19 protein-coding genes are annotated in these 16,651 nt (G+C 65.3%); 7 read left to right on the top strand and 12 right to left on the bottom strand.

The features are described from left to right. Positions 1 to 7: 7 nt before the first annotated feature. The 5 genes from paaD to ACFW0H_RS28655 form a co-directional block, all read right to left on the bottom strand. The gene (paaD, locus tag ACFW0H_RS28675; RefSeq protein ID WP_422917236.1) at positions 8 to 541 is read right to left on the bottom strand and encodes a 1,2-phenylacetyl-CoA epoxidase subunit PaaD; all 534 of its coding nucleotides are present in this window, start codon (positions 539 to 541) and stop codon (positions 8 to 10) included. Continuing rightward, a complete protein-coding gene (paaC, locus tag ACFW0H_RS28670; RefSeq protein WP_422917235.1) occupies positions 528 to 1,289 on the bottom strand; it encodes a 1,2-phenylacetyl-CoA epoxidase subunit PaaC in 762 nt (253 codons plus the stop codon). The genes paaD and paaC overlap by 14 nt, the downstream gene beginning before the upstream one ends. Positions 1,290 to 1,299: 10 nt before the next feature. Continuing rightward, a complete protein-coding gene (gene paaB / locus ACFW0H_RS28665; protein WP_103102982.1) occupies positions 1,300 to 1,581 on the bottom strand; it encodes a 1,2-phenylacetyl-CoA epoxidase subunit PaaB in 282 nt (93 codons plus the stop codon). A 22-nt stretch (positions 1,582 to 1,603) separates the two neighbouring features. Then, complete coding sequence (gene paaA / locus ACFW0H_RS28660) at positions 1,604 to 2,596, bottom strand: 1,2-phenylacetyl-CoA epoxidase subunit PaaA (protein ID WP_422917234.1); 993 nt, start codon at positions 2,594 to 2,596, stop codon at positions 1,604 to 1,606. A 445-nt stretch (positions 2,597 to 3,041) separates the two neighbouring features. Further along, positions 3,042 to 3,461 (bottom strand): hypothetical protein, encoded by a 420-nt coding sequence (locus ACFW0H_RS28655; protein ID WP_422917233.1) that lies wholly within the window; start codon positions 3,459 to 3,461, stop codon positions 3,042 to 3,044. Positions 3,462 to 3,662: 201 nt separating this feature from the next. Here ACFW0H_RS28655 and ACFW0H_RS28650 point away from each other — a divergent pair, with 201 nt between their 5' ends. Then, positions 3,663 to 4,010 (top strand): MTH938/NDUFAF3 family protein, encoded by a 348-nt coding sequence (locus ACFW0H_RS28650; RefSeq protein ID WP_422917232.1) that lies wholly within the window; start codon positions 3,663 to 3,665, stop codon positions 4,008 to 4,010. Positions 4,011 to 4,206: 196 nt separating this feature from the next. Here ACFW0H_RS28650 and ACFW0H_RS28645 read toward each other — a convergent pair whose 3' ends face one another. Next, positions 4,207 to 4,560, bottom strand: a complete 354-nt coding sequence (locus ACFW0H_RS28645; protein ID WP_422917231.1) for a DUF1428 domain-containing protein — start codon at positions 4,558 to 4,560, stop codon at positions 4,207 to 4,209. Positions 4,561 to 4,807: 247 nt separating this feature from the next. On the opposite strand from ACFW0H_RS28645, the gene ACFW0H_RS28640 reads away from it, so the two are divergent. Further along, a complete protein-coding gene (locus tag ACFW0H_RS28640) occupies positions 4,808 to 5,110 on the top strand; it encodes a type II toxin-antitoxin system HigB family toxin (protein ID WP_422917230.1) in 303 nt (100 codons plus the stop codon). A gap of 5 nt (positions 5,111 to 5,115) precedes the next feature. Next, positions 5,116 to 5,487 (top strand): helix-turn-helix domain-containing protein, encoded by a 372-nt coding sequence (locus ACFW0H_RS28635; RefSeq protein WP_377691986.1) that lies wholly within the window; start codon positions 5,116 to 5,118, stop codon positions 5,485 to 5,487. Positions 5,488 to 5,543: 56 nt separating this feature from the next. On the opposite strand, the gene paaK is transcribed toward ACFW0H_RS28635, so the two are convergent. The 6 genes from paaK to paaF form a co-directional block, all read right to left on the bottom strand. Next, positions 5,544 to 6,857, bottom strand: a complete 1,314-nt coding sequence (gene paaK / locus ACFW0H_RS28630; protein ID WP_422917229.1) for a phenylacetate--CoA ligase PaaK — start codon at positions 6,855 to 6,857, stop codon at positions 5,544 to 5,546. Positions 6,858 to 6,962: 105 nt separating this feature from the next. Next, the gene (pcaF, locus tag ACFW0H_RS28625; protein ID WP_422917228.1) at positions 6,963 to 8,168 is read right to left on the bottom strand and encodes a 3-oxoadipyl-CoA thiolase; all 1,206 of its coding nucleotides are present in this window, start codon (positions 8,166 to 8,168) and stop codon (positions 6,963 to 6,965) included. Then, the gene (gene paaI / locus ACFW0H_RS28620; protein WP_280288613.1) at positions 8,161 to 8,610 is read right to left on the bottom strand and encodes a hydroxyphenylacetyl-CoA thioesterase PaaI; all 450 of its coding nucleotides are present in this window, start codon (positions 8,608 to 8,610) and stop codon (positions 8,161 to 8,163) included. The genes pcaF and paaI overlap by 8 nt, the downstream gene beginning before the upstream one ends. Next, positions 8,607 to 10,121 carry a 3-hydroxyacyl-CoA dehydrogenase PaaH gene (gene paaH / locus ACFW0H_RS28615; RefSeq protein WP_422917227.1) on the bottom strand — a complete coding sequence of 505 codons (1,515 nt, stop codon included), beginning with the start codon at positions 10,119 to 10,121 and terminating at the stop codon, positions 8,607 to 8,609. The genes paaI and paaH overlap by 4 nt, the downstream gene beginning before the upstream one ends. Positions 10,122 to 10,125: 4 nt before the next feature. Continuing rightward, complete coding sequence (paaG, locus tag ACFW0H_RS28610) at positions 10,126 to 10,917, bottom strand: 2-(1,2-epoxy-1,2-dihydrophenyl)acetyl-CoA isomerase PaaG (RefSeq protein WP_422917226.1); 792 nt, start codon at positions 10,915 to 10,917, stop codon at positions 10,126 to 10,128. Between the two features lie 44 nt (positions 10,918 to 10,961). Then, entirely contained in the window at positions 10,962 to 11,735 is a 774-nt protein-coding gene (paaF, locus tag ACFW0H_RS28605) for a 2,3-dehydroadipyl-CoA hydratase PaaF (RefSeq protein WP_422917225.1), read from the bottom strand. Between the two features lie 407 nt (positions 11,736 to 12,142). Here paaF and paaN point away from each other — a divergent pair, with 407 nt between their 5' ends. From paaN to feaR, 4 genes are all read left to right on the top strand, one after another. Next, positions 12,143 to 13,828 (top strand): phenylacetic acid degradation protein PaaN, encoded by a 1,686-nt coding sequence (paaN, locus tag ACFW0H_RS28600; RefSeq protein ID WP_422917224.1) that lies wholly within the window; start codon positions 12,143 to 12,145, stop codon positions 13,826 to 13,828. 25 nt (positions 13,829 to 13,853) lie between these two features. Further along, the gene (paaY, locus tag ACFW0H_RS28595) at positions 13,854 to 14,453 is read left to right on the top strand and encodes a phenylacetic acid degradation protein PaaY (protein ID WP_422917223.1); all 600 of its coding nucleotides are present in this window, start codon (positions 13,854 to 13,856) and stop codon (positions 14,451 to 14,453) included. 91 nt (positions 14,454 to 14,544) lie between these two features. Beyond that, entirely contained in the window at positions 14,545 to 15,468 is a 924-nt protein-coding gene (gene paaX, locus ACFW0H_RS28590; RefSeq protein ID WP_422917222.1) for a phenylacetic acid degradation operon negative regulatory protein PaaX, read from the top strand. Positions 15,469 to 15,561: 93 nt separating this feature from the next. Continuing rightward, positions 15,562 to 16,482, top strand: coding sequence for a transcriptional regulator FeaR (gene feaR / locus ACFW0H_RS28585; RefSeq protein ID WP_422917221.1), 921 nt, complete (start codon positions 15,562 to 15,564; stop codon positions 16,480 to 16,482). The last annotated feature ends 169 nt before the right edge of the window (positions 16,483 to 16,651 follow it).

The raw sequence follows: 16,651 nt of genomic DNA, 5'->3' as shown, positions 1-16,651 counted from the left end.
TGGCCACTCAGATGCACTTGAAATAGTCGAAGGGCTCGCGGCAGTCGCGGCAGCGGTACAGCGCCTTGCAAGCAGTGGAGCCAAACTGGCTGAGCAGCTCGGTGTGCGCGCTGCCGCACTGGGGGCAGCAGACGTCACCGGAATCGCCCAGCAGGCTGCGCTTGCTGGTGCTGCCGGCCGGCGGGGCGATGCCGTAGGCGCGCAGGCGCTCGCGGCCGTCCTCGCTGATCCAGTCAGTGGTCCAGGCGGGGCTCAGGCGGCGCTCCAGCTGCGGCGCGGCAAAGCCGGCGCCTTCCAGCGCCTGCTCGATGTCGTGCTCGATCACCTCGGTGGCCGGGCAGCCGGAGTAAGTCGGGGTGACCACCACGTGCAGGTGGCCATCCTGCCAGTCGAGGCCACGGACGATGCCGAGGTCGACCACGCTGACCACCGGAACTTCCGGGTCCATCACCTCGCCCAGCACCGACCAGGCGCGCGCCAGATCATCCGGCGCGCCGGGCCTGGCGCCGCGGTCGCTGGCGATCAGCTCACCAGGACGCATCGGGGTAGGCCCGCTGGAGGAATTGCATTTCGGCCAGGAGCAGGCCCAGGTGCTCGGTGTGCAGGCCACGGCGGCCGGACAGGTAGAAGTAGCTGGCCGGTTCCGGCAGCGGCAGGGTAGCGCTGGCGAAGATGTCGGCCACCTTGGACTTCCAGGCGGCGGCGATTTCTTCCGGATTCGGGGCGATGCCGGCTTCGGCCAGGCGCTGCGCCACGTCGTCGCCGTTCACCATCTCGACGGTGAAGCGCCAGACTTCGCGAACGGCCGCCAGCATGCGCTTGTGGCTCTCCTCGGTACCGTCGCCCAGGCGTTCCACCCACTCGCCGGAGCGGCGCAGGTGATAGGTGACTTCCTTCAGGGCCTTGGCGGCGATGCCGGCGACGCGCTCGTCGCTGGAGGCGGTCAGGCCGTGCAGCACCTGGAAGTGCCAGGCGTCGTAAAGGAACTGCTTGGTGATGGTCACGGCGTAGTCGCCGTTGGGCTGCTCCACCATCAGCAGGTTGCGGTAAGCGCGCTCGTCACGGCGGAAGGCCAGGTGGTCGGCGTCACGGCCGTCGTCCAGCAGCTCGGCGGCGTAGTCCAGCCAGTTGCGGGCCTGGCCCACCAGGTCGAGGCCGACGTTCATCAGCGCCAGTTCTTCTTCCAGCGCCGGGGCACGGCCGCACCATTCGCACAGGCGCTGGCCCTGGATCAGGGCGCTGTCGCCCAGATGCAGCAGGTATTCGATGAGGTCTTGCTTGGCAGTCATGGCAGGCGCCTCACATGTGGCCGACTTCAGCCGGCAGCTCGTAGAAGCTGGCGTGGCGGTAGACCTTGTCCTGGGCCGGGTCGAACAGCGGCTCCTTCTCATCCGGGGAGGAGGCGGTGATCAGCGCGGAGGGCACCACCCAGAGACTCACGCCTTCGTTGCGGCGGGTGTACAGCTCGCGGGCGTTCTCGATGGCCATGCGCGCGTCGGCGGCATGCACGCTGCCGACATGCTTGTGGTTCAGGCCGTGCTTGCTGCGCACAAATACTTCAAAAAGGGTCCACTCAGACATTGTGTTATCTCCTGGAGACGGCTTACGCGGCGTCGCGTTTCTGTTGTTGTTTGCGGGCGTTGGCGACAGCGGCTTCGCGGACCCAGGCGCCATCTTCGATAGCCTTGCGGCGGGTAGCGATGCGCTCGTGGTTGCAGGGGCCATTGCCCTTCAGCACTTCGTAGAACTCGCTCCAGTCGATATCGCCGAAGTCGTAGTGACCGCGCTCTTCGTTCCACTTCAGGTGCGGGTCGGGCGCGGTGCAGCCCAGCAGTTCCAGTTGCGGAACGGTCTGGTCGATGAAGCGCTGGCGCAGCTCGTCGTTGCTCTGGCGCTTGATCTTCCAGGCCATGGACTGGGCACTGTTGGGGGAGTCGGCGTCGCTGGGACCGAACATCATCAGCGAGGGCCACCAGAGGCGGTTGATGGCGTCCTGGACCATGTCCTTCTGGGCCTGGTTACCGTGACGCATCATGTGCAGGAGGATTTCGTAGCCCTGGCGCTGGTGGAAGGACTCTTCCTTGCAGATGCGGATCATCGCGCGGGAGTAAGGGCCGTAGGAGGTGCGCTGCAGCACCACCTGGTTGACGATGGCGGCGCCATCCACCAGCCAACCCACCGCACCCATGTCGGCCCAGTTCAGGGTCGGGTAGTTGAAGATGCTGGAGTACTTCGCCTTGCCGCTGTGCAGCTTGGCGACTTCCTCGTCGCGGTCGGCGCCCAGGGTTTCCATGGCGCTGTAGAGGTACAGGCCGTGGCCGGCCTCGTCCTGGATCTTCGCCATCAGCTGCAGCTTGCGCTTGAGCGTCGGGGCGCGGGTCACCCAGTTGCCTTCCGGCAGCATGCCGACGATCTCGGAATGGGCGTGCTGGGAAATCTGGCGGATCAGGGTCTGCCGGTAAGCGTCCGGCATCCAGTTCTTCGCCTCGATCTTGATTTCCGCGTCGATCTTTTCCTGGAAGGCGCGTTCTTCGGAGGTCATCTCCTCCAGCGCCTTCACGCGCTTCACGCCGGTCTCAACCAATTGTGCGTACATGCCGTTCTCCAGCCATGCAGGGTTCGTGGGGTGGCTTGGCCATGGCGCTATTTTTATATGATACAAAAACAAATATCAAACACTAAAACGTGTGTCGTAAGAGTTTTTGTATCGGATTGACGAGTGGCAGGGCGACGATCCGGGCATAAGGCTTGGGCAAAACGCGCCAAGCCCTTTGTGATTGGCGGGTTTGTCCGGTTCGGTGAGGGTGTTCCAAGGCACGCTGCGGCTGGCGGGCGCGAGGGTTTCGAGGTGGGCTTTAAAGCGATACGCGTATATGAAGTTTATGGATGATTGGTGTTCTGTTTGTGATCGGAGGGCGATTGCGGCATGCGCTGGCGCTTGTGCTGACAGAAGGCACAAGGAATGACCTCCCTGTCGCCCAGGGCTGAATGCGTCTTCCATCCTGGATCGAGCGCTGTGTTGGCAATGTCGACCGCCAGTTTCAGCGGTGGAAATCAGAGTCCGTAAACATTCCGGGGCGCGAATCGTGGAAGCGGATCACGAACCCGCTTGGACGATCGTGAAAGCGATGGATGCGGTGATGCCGACTGAAACGCGGATCGTCCACGAAGAACATGTTGTGGCGCTTGTGGAACATGCCGAACCGATGCGAATGGCCCATGAACCCGTGATTGAACCCATGATTGAACCGATGGGCATGACCGTTGAATCCGTGATGGTGTCTTATCGGGCCATGGAAGTGCCGGTGACCGAATCCCTTGGAGTGACCGCCCCTGAAGTGGCCGCCCCCGGCCAGCGTCATCGCACCGCTGGTGTCGTTGGTGGGCCAGGGTGACTCCGCCATCACCTGGCCCGCACCGAGGCAGACGAGAACCATTAGCAGAAGCTTGAGGATACGCATGGCGAACCCTCCCGGATCAAATCCTCCCCCGGGATATTGCCCCCATAGCGAACTGTATACTTTTTGATCAATGGTGTCTTGGACGGGATGGTTCTTCGCCTATGCCACCTCCGGTGAGGACCATACTTGATGGGTTGAGTGCCGGCCCCAACAGGGGCGGCCCAATCTACCGCCGGCCAAGGAAAGCGGAGGGAGGTGGCTATGCGCTTCGATGCATTTTCCTTCGGCTCCATCAGCATCGACGGAGTGACCTACCTCCATGATGTGGTGATCGCCCATGGCGAGGTCAGCAAGCGCAGGAAGAAACCGTCCAAAAGGTTCCGCGATGCCTACGGCCATACACCATTGTCGATCGAGGAGGAGATTCCCTGGGACTGCCGGCGGCTGGTGATCGGGACCGGCACCGGGGCCTTGCCGGTCATGCCGGAGGTCAGGCGCGAGGCCGAGCGCCGCGGCATCGAGCTGATCGTTAGGCCCACTGCGGAGGCCATCACGGTGCTGCAGGAGGGGCAGAAACACACCAATGCGATCCTGCATATCACCTGCTAGAGGGCGGGCTCCGGTTTTTCTGTGGGGGCGAATTCATTCGCGAAGGGTGGCGTAGCCGCCCCTGAAAGGCCGGGAGCGAACCTGCGGTCCGCTTGGCGAATGAATTCGCCCCTACAAGAAGTACGCGCCCAGGCACGGCACCTGTAGGGGCGATTTCAATCGCCAAGGGCAGCGAAGCTGCCCCAGCGGGATCTGCTCAGGCACTCACGATCACCTCGAACCCGCCATAGATCATCCGCTGGCCATCGAAGGGCATATTGCTCGGGCTGGGTTGCATGCGCGGGTCTTCCATCGCCTTCTTCATGCCGGCATCGCGTACCTGCTTCGAGGGCCAGGTGATCCACGAGAAGACCACCGTCTCGTCGTCCTTGCGTTTTACCGCCATCGGGAAAGACGTCACCTTGCCTTCGGGCACATCGTCGCCCCAGCACTCGACGACGCTGAGGGCGCCACATTCCTTGAACACTCCGGCGGCCATCTCGGCCACCTTGCGGTAGGCCTCGCGGTTGGCGGTGGGGACGGGCACTACGAAGCCATCTACATAGGCCATGATCGATCTCCTGCGTGGGTGGGTTGGAGCAGCCAATCGTTTCCATACCGATATGCCAATGAGTCGATGCAATTCCTGTCAGTTCGACAGCTTTCTGGGGAGGACGTGGCTGGCCCGACGGGTGGTCGTGGTCCGGCACCCGGTAGAAAGACCCAATTGAGCTGGGTTTTCTCCAAAGGCTCGTGGTCCATTGGTTCTGGCCAGGTCAGGTTGCTCTGGTCCCGCTATGGGACTAGTATCCAGCCCCATGAGAATCATCGCGATCAGTCACCTGAAGGCGTTCTGGGAACGGTATCCGGATTCGGAACAGCCGCTGCTGGCGTGGATAGATGAGGCCAGGAAGGCGAACTGGGCGAGTCCTGCCGACATCAAAGCCCAGTACCGCAATGCGAGCATCCTCAAGAGTCGCCGGGTCGTATTCAACATCAAGGGCAACGATTATCGGCTGGTGGTCGCTGTCGCCTATCGCTTCGGTGCGCTTTACATCAAGTTCGTCGGCACCCATGAGCAGTACGACGCAATCGATGTCGACAGCGTGGAGATGGAGTAAAGATCATGAACATTCACCCGATTCGTACGGACGAGGACTATCGCGCTGCGCTCAAGCAGGTCTCCGCCTTGTTCGACAATGAGCCGGAACCGGGTAGCCCCGAGGGGGATTACTTCGAGGTGATGCTGACGCTGATCGAGGCCTATGAGGCTCGTCAGTTTCCCGTCGACCTGCCCAATCCGGTCGATGCGATCAAGTTCCGCATGGAGCAATCGGGTTTGACCGTGGCGGACCTGGTGCCGGCTATCGGCCGTCCGAACCGCGTCTACGAGGTGCTCAATGGCAAGCGCTCCCTGACCTTGCCGATGATCTGGAAACTCCACGAGATGTTCGGAATTCCGGCGGAGAGCCTCATCAAGCCTTCCAGCCATGCCTGATTCGGCAGGAGCACAAGAAAGCCCCGCCAGAGCGGGGCTTTTTCGTTGCGTCGACTTCAACCCTTGTTGCGGTTGTCGTAAACGTGGCAGGCCTTGCCCTCGGAGCGCTTCAGCGAGTAGCAGGGGCGCAGGACGATGCGTGAGCTGATGCCGATATAGGTCTTGATGTACTTGGAGAGCTCGTTGCACAGCGCCTGTTGCTGCTGTTCGCCCAGGCCGTCGTGCTCGTGCTTGAGCTCGACGTGGACCTCGATGCTGTCCAGGTTGCCGTTGCGGAACAGGTGGATCTCGTAGTTCTCCGACAGTTGCTTGACCTTCAGCACCTGCTCTTCGATCTGGGTCGGGAACACATTGACGCCGCGGATGATCAGCATGTCGTCGCTGCGGCCGGTGATCTTGTCCATGCGCCGCATCGGCCGCGCGGTGCCCGGCAGCAGGCGGGTCAGGTCGCGGGTGCGGTAGCGGATCATCGGCAGGGCTTCCTTGGACAGCGAGGTGAACACCAGCTCGCCCAACTGGCCGTCCGGCAGCACTTCGCCGGTCACCGGGTCGATGATCTCGGGGTAGAAGTGGTCTTCCCAGATGGTCGGGCCATCTTTGGTCTCGGCGCATTCCATGGCGACGCCCGGTCCCATGATTTCCGACAGGCCGTAGATGTCCAGGGCGGTGATGCCCATGCGCTCCTCGATGGCGCGGCGCAGTTCGGCGGTCCAGGGCTCGGCACCGAAGATACCGAGGCGCAGGGCCAGCTTGTGCGGGTCGATGCCCTGGCGCTCGATCTCGTCGGCCAGGTTCAGCATGTAGGAGGGGGTGACCATGATGATGTCCGGCTGGAAGTCGCGGATCAGCTGGACCTGCTTCTCGGTCTGGCCGCCGGACATCGGGATCACGGTGCAACCCAGGCGCTCGGCGCCGTAGTGAGCGCCCAGGCCGCCGGTGAACAGGCCGTAGCCATAGGAAATGTGCACCTTGTCGCCCTTGCGACCGCCGGCGGCGCGGATCGAGCGCGCCACTACGTTGGCCCAGGTGTCGATGTCGTTCTGGGTGTAGCCGACCACGGTGGGCTTGCCGGTGGTGCCGCTGGAGGCGTGGATACGCACGATCTCGCTCTGGGGCACGGCGAACATGCCGAAGGGGTAGTTGTCGCGCAGGTCGTTCTTGCCGGTGAAGGGGAACTTGGCCAGGTCTTCCAGGGACTTCAGGTCATCCGGGTGCACGCCCGCTTCATCGAAGCGCCGGCGGTACAGCGGGACGTTCTCGTAGGCGTGCTTCAGGCTCCAGCGCAGACGCTCGAGCTGGTGCTGGCGCAGTTCGTCGACGCTGGCGGTTTCCATCGGGTCAAGCAAGGCGGTATTGGCAATCATGTTCATGGTTTCACTCAAATTGTTTTTGTCGTCAACAGCCAGCGTCAGAGGCTGTGAGTGCTGGGGAGCAGCATAGTCCCCATCCGTTCGTACGAACTCTGGCGATCCGTTTCAGAGCCTTTCAATGATCAGGGCGATGCCCTGACCGACACCGATGCACATGGTGCAGAGGGCGTAGCGGCCCTGGCGCTCTTCCAGTTCGTGCAGGGCGGTGGTGACCAGGCGCGCGCCGCTCATGCCCAGCGGGTGGCCGAGGGCGATGGCGCCGCCATTGGGGTTCACCCGGGGATCGTCGTCGGCCAGGCCGAGTTCGCGCAGCACGGCGAGGCCCTGGGCGGCGAAGGCTTCGTTGAGTTCGATGACGTCCATCTCGGCCAGCGACAGGCCGGTCAGTTCCAGCACCTTGCGGGTCGCCGGCACCGGGCCGATGCCCATGATGCGCGGCTCGACGCCGGCGGTGGCCATGCCGACCACGCGGGCGCGGGCCTTGAGGCCGTGGCGCTTGGCGGCTTCCGGGCTGGCCAGGAGCAGGGCGCAGGCGCCGTCGTTGACGCCGGAGGCGTTGCCGGCGGTGACGCTGCCGCCCTGGCGGAACGGCGTGCCGAGCTTGGCCAGCTGTTCCAAGGTCGTGTCGCCGCGCGGGTGTTCATCCTGCTCGACCAGCTTGGGCGGGCCCTTGCGCTGGGGAATCTCCACCGGGACGATTTCCTTCGCCAGGCGGCCGTTGGCCTGGGCGGCGGCGGCGCGCTGCTGGCTGCGCAGGGCGAAGGCGTCCTGGTCCTCGCGGGAGATATTGAACTGCTCGGCGACGTTCTCGGCGGTCTCCGGCATGGAGTCGATGCCGAACCCGGCCTTCAGCAGCGGATTGACGAAGCGCCAGCCGATGGTGGTGTCGAAGATCTCCGCCTGGCGGGAGAAGGCGGTTTCCGCCTTGCCCATGACAAAGGGTGCGCGGGACATGGATTCCACGCCGCCGGCCAGCATCAGCCCGGCCTCGCCGCAGCGCAGGGCGCGGGCGGCGTTGCCGATGGCGTCCAGGCCCGAGCCACACAGGCGGTTCAGGGTGGTGCCCGGCACGCTCAGCGGCAGGCCGGCGAGCAGGGAAGACATGCGCGCGACGTTGCGGTTGTCTTCGCCGGCCTGGTTGGCGCAGCCGTAGATCACATCGTCGATGGCGCTCCAGTCCAGTTCCGGATGGCGGGCCATCAGGGCGCGGATAGGCACGGCGCCGAGGTCATCGGCGCGCACGCCGGACAGGGCGCCGGCGTAGCGGCCGATGGGCGTACGCACGGCGTCGATGATCAGGGCGTCATTCATCAGGGTTCTCCTGCGCGAGTACCGGGCCGCGCACTTTGTAGGATTTGCCATGGAAGAGGGCGATCAGTTGCCCGTTCTGGTTTTCGATGCGCACGTCGTAGTTGCCGGTGCGCCCGCTGCGGCTCTGCTCGGTGGCCTGGGCTGTGAGGGTGTCGCCCAGGCGCGCCGGCGCCACGTAGTCGATGCTGCAGCCGATGGCCACGGTGGCCTCGTTGTAGCTGTTGCAGGCGAAGGCGAAGGCCGAGTCGGCCAGGGCGAACAGGTAGCCGCCGTGGCAGGTGCCGTGGCCCTGGACCATGTCCGCGCGCACGCTCATGCCGACGCGGGCCTGGCCGGGCGCCACCGAGAGCAGGCGCATGCCCATGGCCTGGCTGGCGGCATCGCGCTCGAACAGGGCGCTGCCGCAGGCTTCGGCGAGGGAGAGGGCTTCGTGGTTGGTCATTGGACGTTCCTTCCCTCGGCCACCTGGCGGCGCAGTTGCAGCGACGGGCGATAGCGCTCTTCGCCGTAGGCGGACTGGAGGTTTTCCAGGGTGCGCAGCACGACCGGCAGGCCGATGGCCTCGGCCCAGGCCAGCGGGCCTCGCGGATAGTTCACCCCGGCGCGCATGGCCAGGTCGATGTCGGGAGCGGTGCCCACGCCCTGGAGCACGGCATCGAAGCCTTCGTTGGCCAGCATGGCCACGGTGCGCAGCACGGCGAGACCGGGAATATCGGACAGCGGGCTGACCTTGAGGCCGGCCCGCTGCAGCAGGGCCACGGCCTGGTCGCGGGCGGTTTCGCTGGTAGCGGCGGCGCAGGCGATGCCGAGGCGCGTGGCTTTGGCGTAATCCAGGGCGAGATCGATCAGCACCAGATTGGCCAGGCCGTCTTCGCAGGCGCGCTGGCTGGCCAGGCGGCCGTCGGACAGGGCGAGTACAGCATCGCCCACGCGCAGCAGGCCAGTGCCGTCGCGGCGCACGACATTCACGCCGGCGTCACGCAGACGTTGTACCAGCGGCTCGGCCACGCCCAGGCTGCCTTCCACCACGCAGCTATCGCTGGTGGCCGTGCTGCTCAGTTCAACCGGTTGCGGGCGCTCGGCGCCCTCGGCGTAGCTGTAGAAGCCGTGGCCACTCTTGCGGCCCAGGCGCCCGGCGTCCACCAGTTCTTTCTGGATCAGAGAGGGCTGGAAGCGGAAGTCGCCGTAGTAGGCGTCGAACACCGAGCAGGTCACGGCGTAGTTGACGTCATGGCCGATCAGGTCGGTGAGTTCGAAGGCGCCCATGCGGAAGCCGCCAGCGTCACGCATCAGCGCGTCGAGGGTGGCGCAGTCGGCAGCACCTTCCTGCAACAGGCGCAGGCTCTCGGCATAGAAGGGACGGGCCACGCGGTTGACGATGAAGCCGGGGGTGGAGCGGGTGTGCACCGGCTGCTTGCCCCAGGCCTTGGCGGTTTCGTACAGGTTTTCGGCCAGGACCGGATCGCTGGCCAGGCCCGAGACGATCTCCACCAGGGCCATCAGCGGCGCGGGGTTGAAGAAGTGCATGCCGATCACCCGGCCCGGATGCTGGAGGCCGGCGGCCAGGCTGGTGATGGACAGCGAAGAAGTGTTGCTGGCGAGGATGCAGTCGGCGCTGCACAGGCTTTCCAGCTGGCGCAGCAGGCCGCGCTTGACCTCCAGGTTCTCGACGATGGCCTCGATCACCAGGCTGGAATCGCTCAGGGCCTCGATGGCATCCGCCGGTTGCAGGCGGCCGACGATGGCGGCGCGCTCGTCGGCGGTGAGCTTGCCTTTCTCCACCAGGCGACCGAGCTGGCGGTCGATGCCGTCGATAGCCTGGGCGGCGGCGCCGGGGCGGTTGTCATGGAGCTTGACCGGGTGGCCGGCCTGGGCCGCGACCTGGGCGATGCCGGCACCCATGGCGCCGGCGCCGATCACGGCGACTGTTGCGGAAGTGTTCAGGGCGGGCATGGGCTCAGCGTCCTTTGAAGGCCGGGGTGCGCTTTTCCATGAAGGCGCTGACGCCTTCGCGGTAGTCCTCGCTGCGGCCGGCGAGGCGTTGCAGGTCGCGTTCGAGGTCGAGTTGCTCGTCGAAGCTGTTGTTCAGGCTGGCGTTGAGGCTGCGCTTGATCAGGGCCAGGCCGTAGGTGGGCTGGGTGGCCAGCTGGCGGGCCAGCTTCAGGGCTTCTTCGCGCAGGGCGGCGTCGTCCACCACGCGGTAGATCAGGCCCCACTGCTCGGCCTGTTCGGCGGAGAGGCGGTCGCCCAGCAGGGTCAGGGCCTTGGCGCGGGCCATGCCGACCAGGCGGGGGAGGGTCCAGGTGCCGCCGGAATCCGGGATCAGGCCGATCTTGCAGAAGGCCTGGATGAAGCTGGCGGAACGGGCGGCCAGGACCAGGTCGCAGGCCAGCGGGATGTTGGCGCCGGCCCCAGCGGCCACGCCGTTCACCGCGCAGATCACCGGCAGCGGCAGGTCGCGCAGGGCGCGGATCAGCGGGTTGTAGAACTTCTCGATGGATTCGCCCAGGTCCGGCGCGGCAGCACCGGGGGCCACGTTACGGTCGCCCAGGTCCTGGCCGGCGCAGAAGCCGCGACCTTCACCGGTCAGCAGCAGGACGCGGGCTTCAGGGTTTTGCCGCACCTGCTTGAGGGCCTCGCGGACCTCGCCATGCATCTTGGCGTTGAAGCTGTTCAGTTGCTCCGGGCGATTGAGGCTGAGGGTGGCAACGCCAGCCTCGATGGAAAACAGGATGTGCTCGAAGTTCATGGCTTTGGCGCTCTATGGAGTTCGACGGGGCGGACGGACAGTGCTTACTGGCCGGTGAATTCGGGGCGACGCTTTTCCTGGAAGGCGCGGATGCCTTCCTCGCGGTCGCGGGTGCCGGCCAGCAGGGTGAAAGCGTGGCGCTCGAAGCGCAGACCGCTGGCGAGGTCGGTGTCTTCGGCCTTGAGCAGCGCTTCCTTGGCCAGGCGCACCGCCAACGGCGCCTTCTGGGCGATCACGCGGGCGATGGCGATAGCGCGCTCGACGGTGAATTCCGGTTGGGTCACTTCGCTGACCAGGCCGGCGCGCTGGGCGTGGCGGGCATCGATGGCTTCGCCGGTGAGCACCATCTGCATGGCCAGGGACTTGCCGACCGCACGCAGCAGGCGCTGGGTGCCACCGGCGCCGGGCATGATCCCGAGATTGATCTCCGGCTGGCCGAAACGGGCGTCTTCGCCGGCGATGAGGATGTCGGCGTGCATGGCCAGTTCGCAGCCGCCGCCCAGGCAGAAGCCATTGATGGCGGCAATCAGCGGCTTGCTGAAGCGGGTGATGCGTTGCCAGTGGGCCAGGCGCGGGTCATTGAGGATGCCCACCAGGTCGCGTTCGGCCATTTCCTTGATGTCGGCACCGGCGGCGAAGGCCTTGCGGCTGCCGGTGATCACCACCACGCGGGTCTCGGCGTCCTGCTCGGCAGCGTCCAGTTCGGCGGCCAGCTCGCCCAGCAATTCGGTATTGAGGGCGTTGAGCGCTTCCGGACGCTGCAGGGTGATCAGGCGGACGCCCTGCTCAGGCGGCAGGACGGCAAGGGTACGAGGCATGTCGACAGTCCTCAGGTTCACACGCGGCTTCGTTAAACCGCTCTTATTGGTGGGTTCGGGGTAGGCCCCTTCCGGTGGCGCCCGGCGCACGGAGCGGGGCGACTTGGGCCGGAGTATACCCACAAAGCGATACAAAACAAGAATTACACATATGATTTATGTGTCTCATGTGTCCTGTCTTTACTACCAAAGGACAGCTTGCTGGTGGTTGTGCATGCCGTCTAAACGCCGTGATTGCTGGATGTTAATGGCCGGACAGTAGCCGCTACCTGTGCCGATGACCGGTCGTCATCTGATACAGCCTATGGCGCTTTTATGTTTCAGATTGATGTGATACAAAATTCGTCATCGAACGAATCGCTTTGCGCCATCTTGTGGCTCCACCTGCCTTGTTGAGGAGATTCCCCATGTCGACCACCGCCCGCGCCGCCGCCCTCGAACTGTTCGAGCACCACCGCGGCACCCTCGAACGCGCTGTCCAGGCGATCAGCGAGCGCGGCTACTGGTCGCCCTTCCCGGAAAGCCTCAAGCAGTACCCGGAAGAAGCGGTGAAGGGCGCCCAGGCGGCCTTCGAGGCACTGCTCGGCCAGCATTTTGCCCTGGCCGGCCCGCAAGCCGTGGGCCGCGCGGGCGCCGAGCGTTCGCCCTACGGCTTCGACCTGAATGTGAGCTACGACCAGTACGATGCGGACCAACTGCTGTCGCACATGCAGGCAGCGCTGCCGGCCTGGCGTGATGCCGGCCCGCAGGCGCGGGTCGGCGCCTGCCTGGAAATCCTCCAGCGCCTCAACGCCCTGAGCCCCACCCTGGCCCATGCGGTCATGCACACCAGCGGCCAGGCCTACATGATGGCCTTCCAGGCCGGCGGCCCCCACGCCCAGGACCGTGGCCTGGAAGTGCTGGCCTACGCCTGGCGCGCCATGGCCGAGGTGCCGGAAGCGGCGCGCTGGACCAAGCCCCAGGGCAAGCAGGACCCGCTCGTGCTGGACAAGCGCTGGCACATCGTTCCGCGCGGGCTGTCCCTGGTGATCGCCTGCTCCACCTTCCCCACCTGGAACACCTACCCGGGCCTGTTCGCCAGCCTGGCCACCGGCAACCCGGTGCTGGTCAAGGCGCACCCCGGCGCCATCCTGCCGGTGGCCATGAGCGTCAAGGTGGCCCAGGAGGTGCTGGCCGAACTGGGCTTCGACCCGGCGCTGGTGAGCCTGGTGGTGGACACCCCGCAAGCGCCGGTGAGCCAGCAACTGGCCCTGGACCCGCGGGTCAAGCTGGTGGACTTCACCGGCTCCAACGCCTTCGGCAACTGGCTGGAGGACAACGCCCGCCAGGCCCAGGTTTTCACCGAAAAGGCCGGCATCAACAGCGTGATCATCGACAGCGTGCGTGACATCAAGGCCGTGGCGCGCAACCTGGCCTGCTCCCTCAGCCTCTATTCCGGGCAGATGTGCACCACCACCCAGGCCATCTACGTACCCCGTGGCGGTATCCGCAACGGCGACGAGCGGTTGTCCTTCGACGAGGTCGCGCAGACCCTGGCCGGGGCCATCAAGAGCTTCCTCGCCGACAACGAGCGCGCCTGCGCGGTGATCGGCGCCATCCAGTCCGAGGCGACAGCCGAGCGCATCCAGGCTTGCCGCGAACTGGGCGAGGTGCTGCTGGACAGCGAAGCCCGCGAGCACCCGCAGTTCCCCGGCGCGCGCATCCACACGCCGCTGCTGCTGAAGGTGGACGCGGCCGACCGCGCGGCCTATTCCGAGGAACGCTTTGGCCCCATCGCCTTCGTCATCGCCACCGACGACACCGAGCACAGCCTGCGTCTGGCGGGTGAAGTGATCGCCGAGAAGGGCGCGCTGACCCTGGGCGTCTATTCCACCGACGACGCGGTGCTGGACCGCGCCGAGCAACTGTCCCAGGAGGTTGCCGTGGCCCTGTCGATCAACTTCGATGGCGGCGTCTTCGTCAACCAGTCCGCCGCCTTCAGCGACTTCCACGCCAGCGGCGGCAACCCGGCGGCCAATGCCTCCATCACTGACGGTGCCTTCGTCGCCCGACGCTTCGTCACTGTGCAGAGCCGCCGTCACGGCGCGGCATGAACCCATAAGAAGAAGGAAGCCTGCGATGACCTGCTACAGCCTCGATGGCCTGAACCCGGTGGTGCATCCCACCGCATTCGTGCACCCGACCGCCGTACTGATCGGTGACGTGATCATCGGCCCGGGCTGCTATGTCGGGCCCCTGGCCAGCCTGCGCGGCGACTTTGGGCGGATCATCCTGGAGGAGGGCGCCAATATCCAGGACACCTGCGTGATGCACGGCTTCCCCGACAGCGACACGGTGGTGGAGCGCAATGGCCATATCGGCCACGGCGCCGTGCTGCACGGCTGCCGCATCGGCGAGGACGCCCTGGTGGGGATGAACGCGGTGGTGATGGATGGCGCCCAGATCGGTGCGCGCTCCTTCGTTTCCGCCACCGCTTTCGTCAAGGCGGGGTTCAGCTGCGAGGCGCAATCCCTGGTGATGGGCGCGCCGGCCCAGGTCAAGCGCAGGCTCAGCGACGAGGAAGTGGCCTGGAAGCAGGCCGGTACCCGCGAGTACCAACAACTGGCCCAGCGCTGCCTGCAGAACATGGTGGCCTGCGAGCCGCTGGCCGAGGTGGAGGCCGAGCGCCCGCGTATCGCCGACCGTGGCCTGCGTCCGAAGGGCAGCGCTGCCTCATGAATACGCTCTGGGTCACCCGGGGGTTTTCCCCAATAGTCATGCCGAGGAGCCTGCGGGTATATTCGGCATCTTTTCCGTTTCCAGTATGCCCATGACTTCGCTCGTGCCCTTGGACCAACTCGTCACCCGCTTCCAGCAGCAGACGCCCATTCGCGCCAGTTCGCTGATCATCACGCTTTATGGCGACGCTATCGAACCCCATGGCGGTACCGTCTGGCTCGGCAGCTTGATCCAGTTGCTGGAGCCCATGGGCATCAACGAGCGGCTGATCCGCACCTCCATCTTCCGCCTGACCAAGGAAGGCTGGCTGAGTGCCGAGAAGGTCGGACGGCGCAGTTACTACAGCCTGACCGGCACCGGTCGGCGGCGTTTCGAGAAGGCCTTCAAGCGGGTCTACAGCTCCAGCGTGCCGGCCTGGGATGGCTCCTGGTCCCTGGTGCTGCTCTCCCAGTTGCCCCAGGACAAGCGCAAACAGGTGCGCGAAGAGTTGGAGTGGCAAGGTTTTGGTGCGATCTCGCCCACCGTGCTGGCCAACCCGCGCTGCGACCGGGTGGACCTGACCGCTACCCTGCAGGAGCTGGACGCCCTGGAAGACAGCATCCTGTTCGAGACCGGTTCCCAGGATGTACTGGCCTCCAAGGCCCTGCGCATGCAGGTTCGCGAGAGCTGGAACATCGACGAACTGGGCGAGCACTACAGCGAGTTCATCAAACTGTTCCGCCCGCTCTGGCAGGCGCTGCGCGAGCAGGAGAACCTGCAGCCGGCCGACTGCTTCCTCGCCCGGACTTTGCTGATCCACGAATACCGTAAGTTGCTGTTGCGCGACCCGCAGCTGCCCGACGAACTCCTCCCGGGCGACTGGGAAGGCCGCGCCGCGCGCCAGCTGTGCCGCAACATCTACCGACTCATCTATGCCAGGGCGGAGGAATGGCTGAACGCGGCGCTGGAAACCGCCGATGGTCCGCTACCCGATGCCGGTGAGGGTTTCTATCAGCGCTTCGGTGGATTGAGGTAACGTAACCGCCTGGTGGCGGTTGTCACGGACGAGGTGAACCCGGCTTGACCGGATAACGACAAGAACAACGCCTAGCGTGAGGCTGAGAAAGCCATGACGACAGCACAAGCACAGAGGGCAGACCACTTCGACCAGTGGCTGCAGGGTATCAACCAGGTCTGCGGGCGCTTCGGCGCCAAGCTGCTGGGTTCGGAATTTTCCGGCGCGATCCGCGAATACAAGGCCGGCGCCATCAAGCTGAGCTTCGTGGACGTGGCCCAGGCGCGCCTGTACCGCACCCAGAAGGAAGTGGCGCAGAGCGACGGCAAGCACTTCTACCTGGCACTCCAGCTCAACGGGCGTGCGGGCATGGAGCAGGCCGGCAACAGCATCGAGATGTCGCCTGGCGACATCACCCTGATCGATTCCACGCTGCCCAGCGACTTCGTCTATCACGAGAATTCCCGCCAGCTGTCGCTGATCCTGCCGCGCCACGTGGTGGAGCAGGGGCTGCGCTTCTCCGGCGTACGCTGCGCCCAGCGCATCCCGGCCAGTTCGCCGGTGGCGATGCTGGCCAACCGGCTGATCCTCGAGTCCACCCGCCAGGACAGCCTCAGCCTGCCCGAGAGCGAGGCGACCCTGGAGGCGGTGGTCAGCCTGCTGCGTCCGGCCCTGTGCGCCGCCGAGGTCGAGCAGGATGCCCACGAGCGCATGTTCCGCAAGACCCTGCGCTTCATCGACGAGCACATCCGCGCCGAAGAACTCTGCCCCGAAACCATCGCCCGCGAGGTGGGGGTGTCGGTGCGTGGCCTGTACCGCATGTTCGCCAGGAAAGGCCTGGTGGTGGCCCAGTACATCAAGAACCGCCGCCTCGACTTCTGCGCCGAAAGCCTGCGCCATGCCACCGCCGAGCAGAAACTCTCGGCCCTCGGCTACGCCTGGGGCTTCACCGACTCCAGCTACTTTTCCACCGCCTTCAAGGCACGCTTCGGCGTCTCGCCCAGCGAGTACCGCAAGCAGTACAGCCAGGGTTGAGGCTGTAGAAGCGAATTCATTCGCGAATGCGGGACGTAGTCCCGCCGTAGATACCGTCTTGCCCCTTAGTGGGCAAGGGCCAGTTTCGGATCGAATGGCCGACCCGATTTCAGCACGCCATAGGCGATGTGCAGCAGCTTGCGCATCGCCGCGCAAACGATCTGCTTGC

This window comes from Metapseudomonas cellulosilytica (assembly GCF_049334135.1).
Classification (GTDB): Bacteria; Pseudomonadota; Gammaproteobacteria; order Pseudomonadales; family Pseudomonadaceae; genus Metapseudomonas.
The sequence above is the reverse complement of the archived record's forward strand: the minus strand, read 5'-3'. Positions and strand labels throughout refer to the sequence as shown.

Excerpts from the sequence above, each read along its gene's own strand:
- ACFW0H_RS28645 (WP_422917231.1), bottom strand. The coding sequence starts at position 4,560 with ATGGCCTATGTAGATGGCTTCGTAGTGCCCGTCCCCACCGCCAACCGC.
- paaA (WP_422917234.1), bottom strand. The coding sequence starts at position 2,596 with ATGTACGCACAATTGGTTGAGACCGGCGTGAAGCGCGTGAAGGCGCTG.
- paaH (WP_422917227.1), bottom strand. The coding sequence starts at position 10,121 with ATGCCCGCCCTGAACACTTCCGCAACAGTCGCCGTGATCGGCGCCGGC.
- paaC (WP_422917235.1), bottom strand. The coding sequence starts at position 1,289 with ATGACTGCCAAGCAAGACCTCATCGAATACCTGCTGCATCTGGGCGAC.
- ACFW0H_RS28635 (WP_377691986.1), top strand. The coding sequence starts at position 5,116 with ATGAACATTCACCCGATTCGTACGGACGAGGACTATCGCGCTGCGCTC.
- paaG (WP_422917226.1), bottom strand. The coding sequence starts at position 10,917 with ATGAACTTCGAGCACATCCTGTTTTCCATCGAGGCTGGCGTTGCCACC.
- paaY (WP_422917223.1), top strand. The coding sequence starts at position 13,854 with ATGACCTGCTACAGCCTCGATGGCCTGAACCCGGTGGTGCATCCCACC.
- pcaF (WP_422917228.1), bottom strand. The coding sequence starts at position 8,168 with ATGAATGACGCCCTGATCATCGACGCCGTGCGTACGCCCATCGGCCGC.
- feaR (WP_422917221.1), top strand. The coding sequence starts at position 15,562 with ATGACGACAGCACAAGCACAGAGGGCAGACCACTTCGACCAGTGGCTG.
- paaI (WP_280288613.1), bottom strand. The coding sequence starts at position 8,610 with ATGACCAACCACGAAGCCCTCTCCCTCGCCGAAGCCTGCGGCAGCGCC.
- ACFW0H_RS28655 (WP_422917233.1), bottom strand. The coding sequence starts at position 3,461 with ATGCGTATCCTCAAGCTTCTGCTAATGGTTCTCGTCTGCCTCGGTGCG.
- paaX (WP_422917222.1), top strand. The coding sequence starts at position 14,545 with ATGACTTCGCTCGTGCCCTTGGACCAACTCGTCACCCGCTTCCAGCAG.
- paaN (WP_422917224.1), top strand. The coding sequence starts at position 12,143 with ATGTCGACCACCGCCCGCGCCGCCGCCCTCGAACTGTTCGAGCACCAC.
- paaD (WP_422917236.1), bottom strand. The coding sequence starts at position 541 with ATGCGTCCTGGTGAGCTGATCGCCAGCGACCGCGGCGCCAGGCCCGGC.
- ACFW0H_RS28650 (WP_422917232.1), top strand. The coding sequence starts at position 3,663 with ATGCGCTTCGATGCATTTTCCTTCGGCTCCATCAGCATCGACGGAGTG.
- paaK (WP_422917229.1), bottom strand. The coding sequence starts at position 6,857 with ATGAACATGATTGCCAATACCGCCTTGCTTGACCCGATGGAAACCGCC.
- paaF (WP_422917225.1), bottom strand. The coding sequence starts at position 11,735 with ATGCCTCGTACCCTTGCCGTCCTGCCGCCTGAGCAGGGCGTCCGCCTG.
- paaB (WP_103102982.1), bottom strand. The coding sequence starts at position 1,581 with ATGTCTGAGTGGACCCTTTTTGAAGTATTTGTGCGCAGCAAGCACGGC.
- ACFW0H_RS28640 (WP_422917230.1), top strand. The coding sequence starts at position 4,808 with ATGAGAATCATCGCGATCAGTCACCTGAAGGCGTTCTGGGAACGGTAT.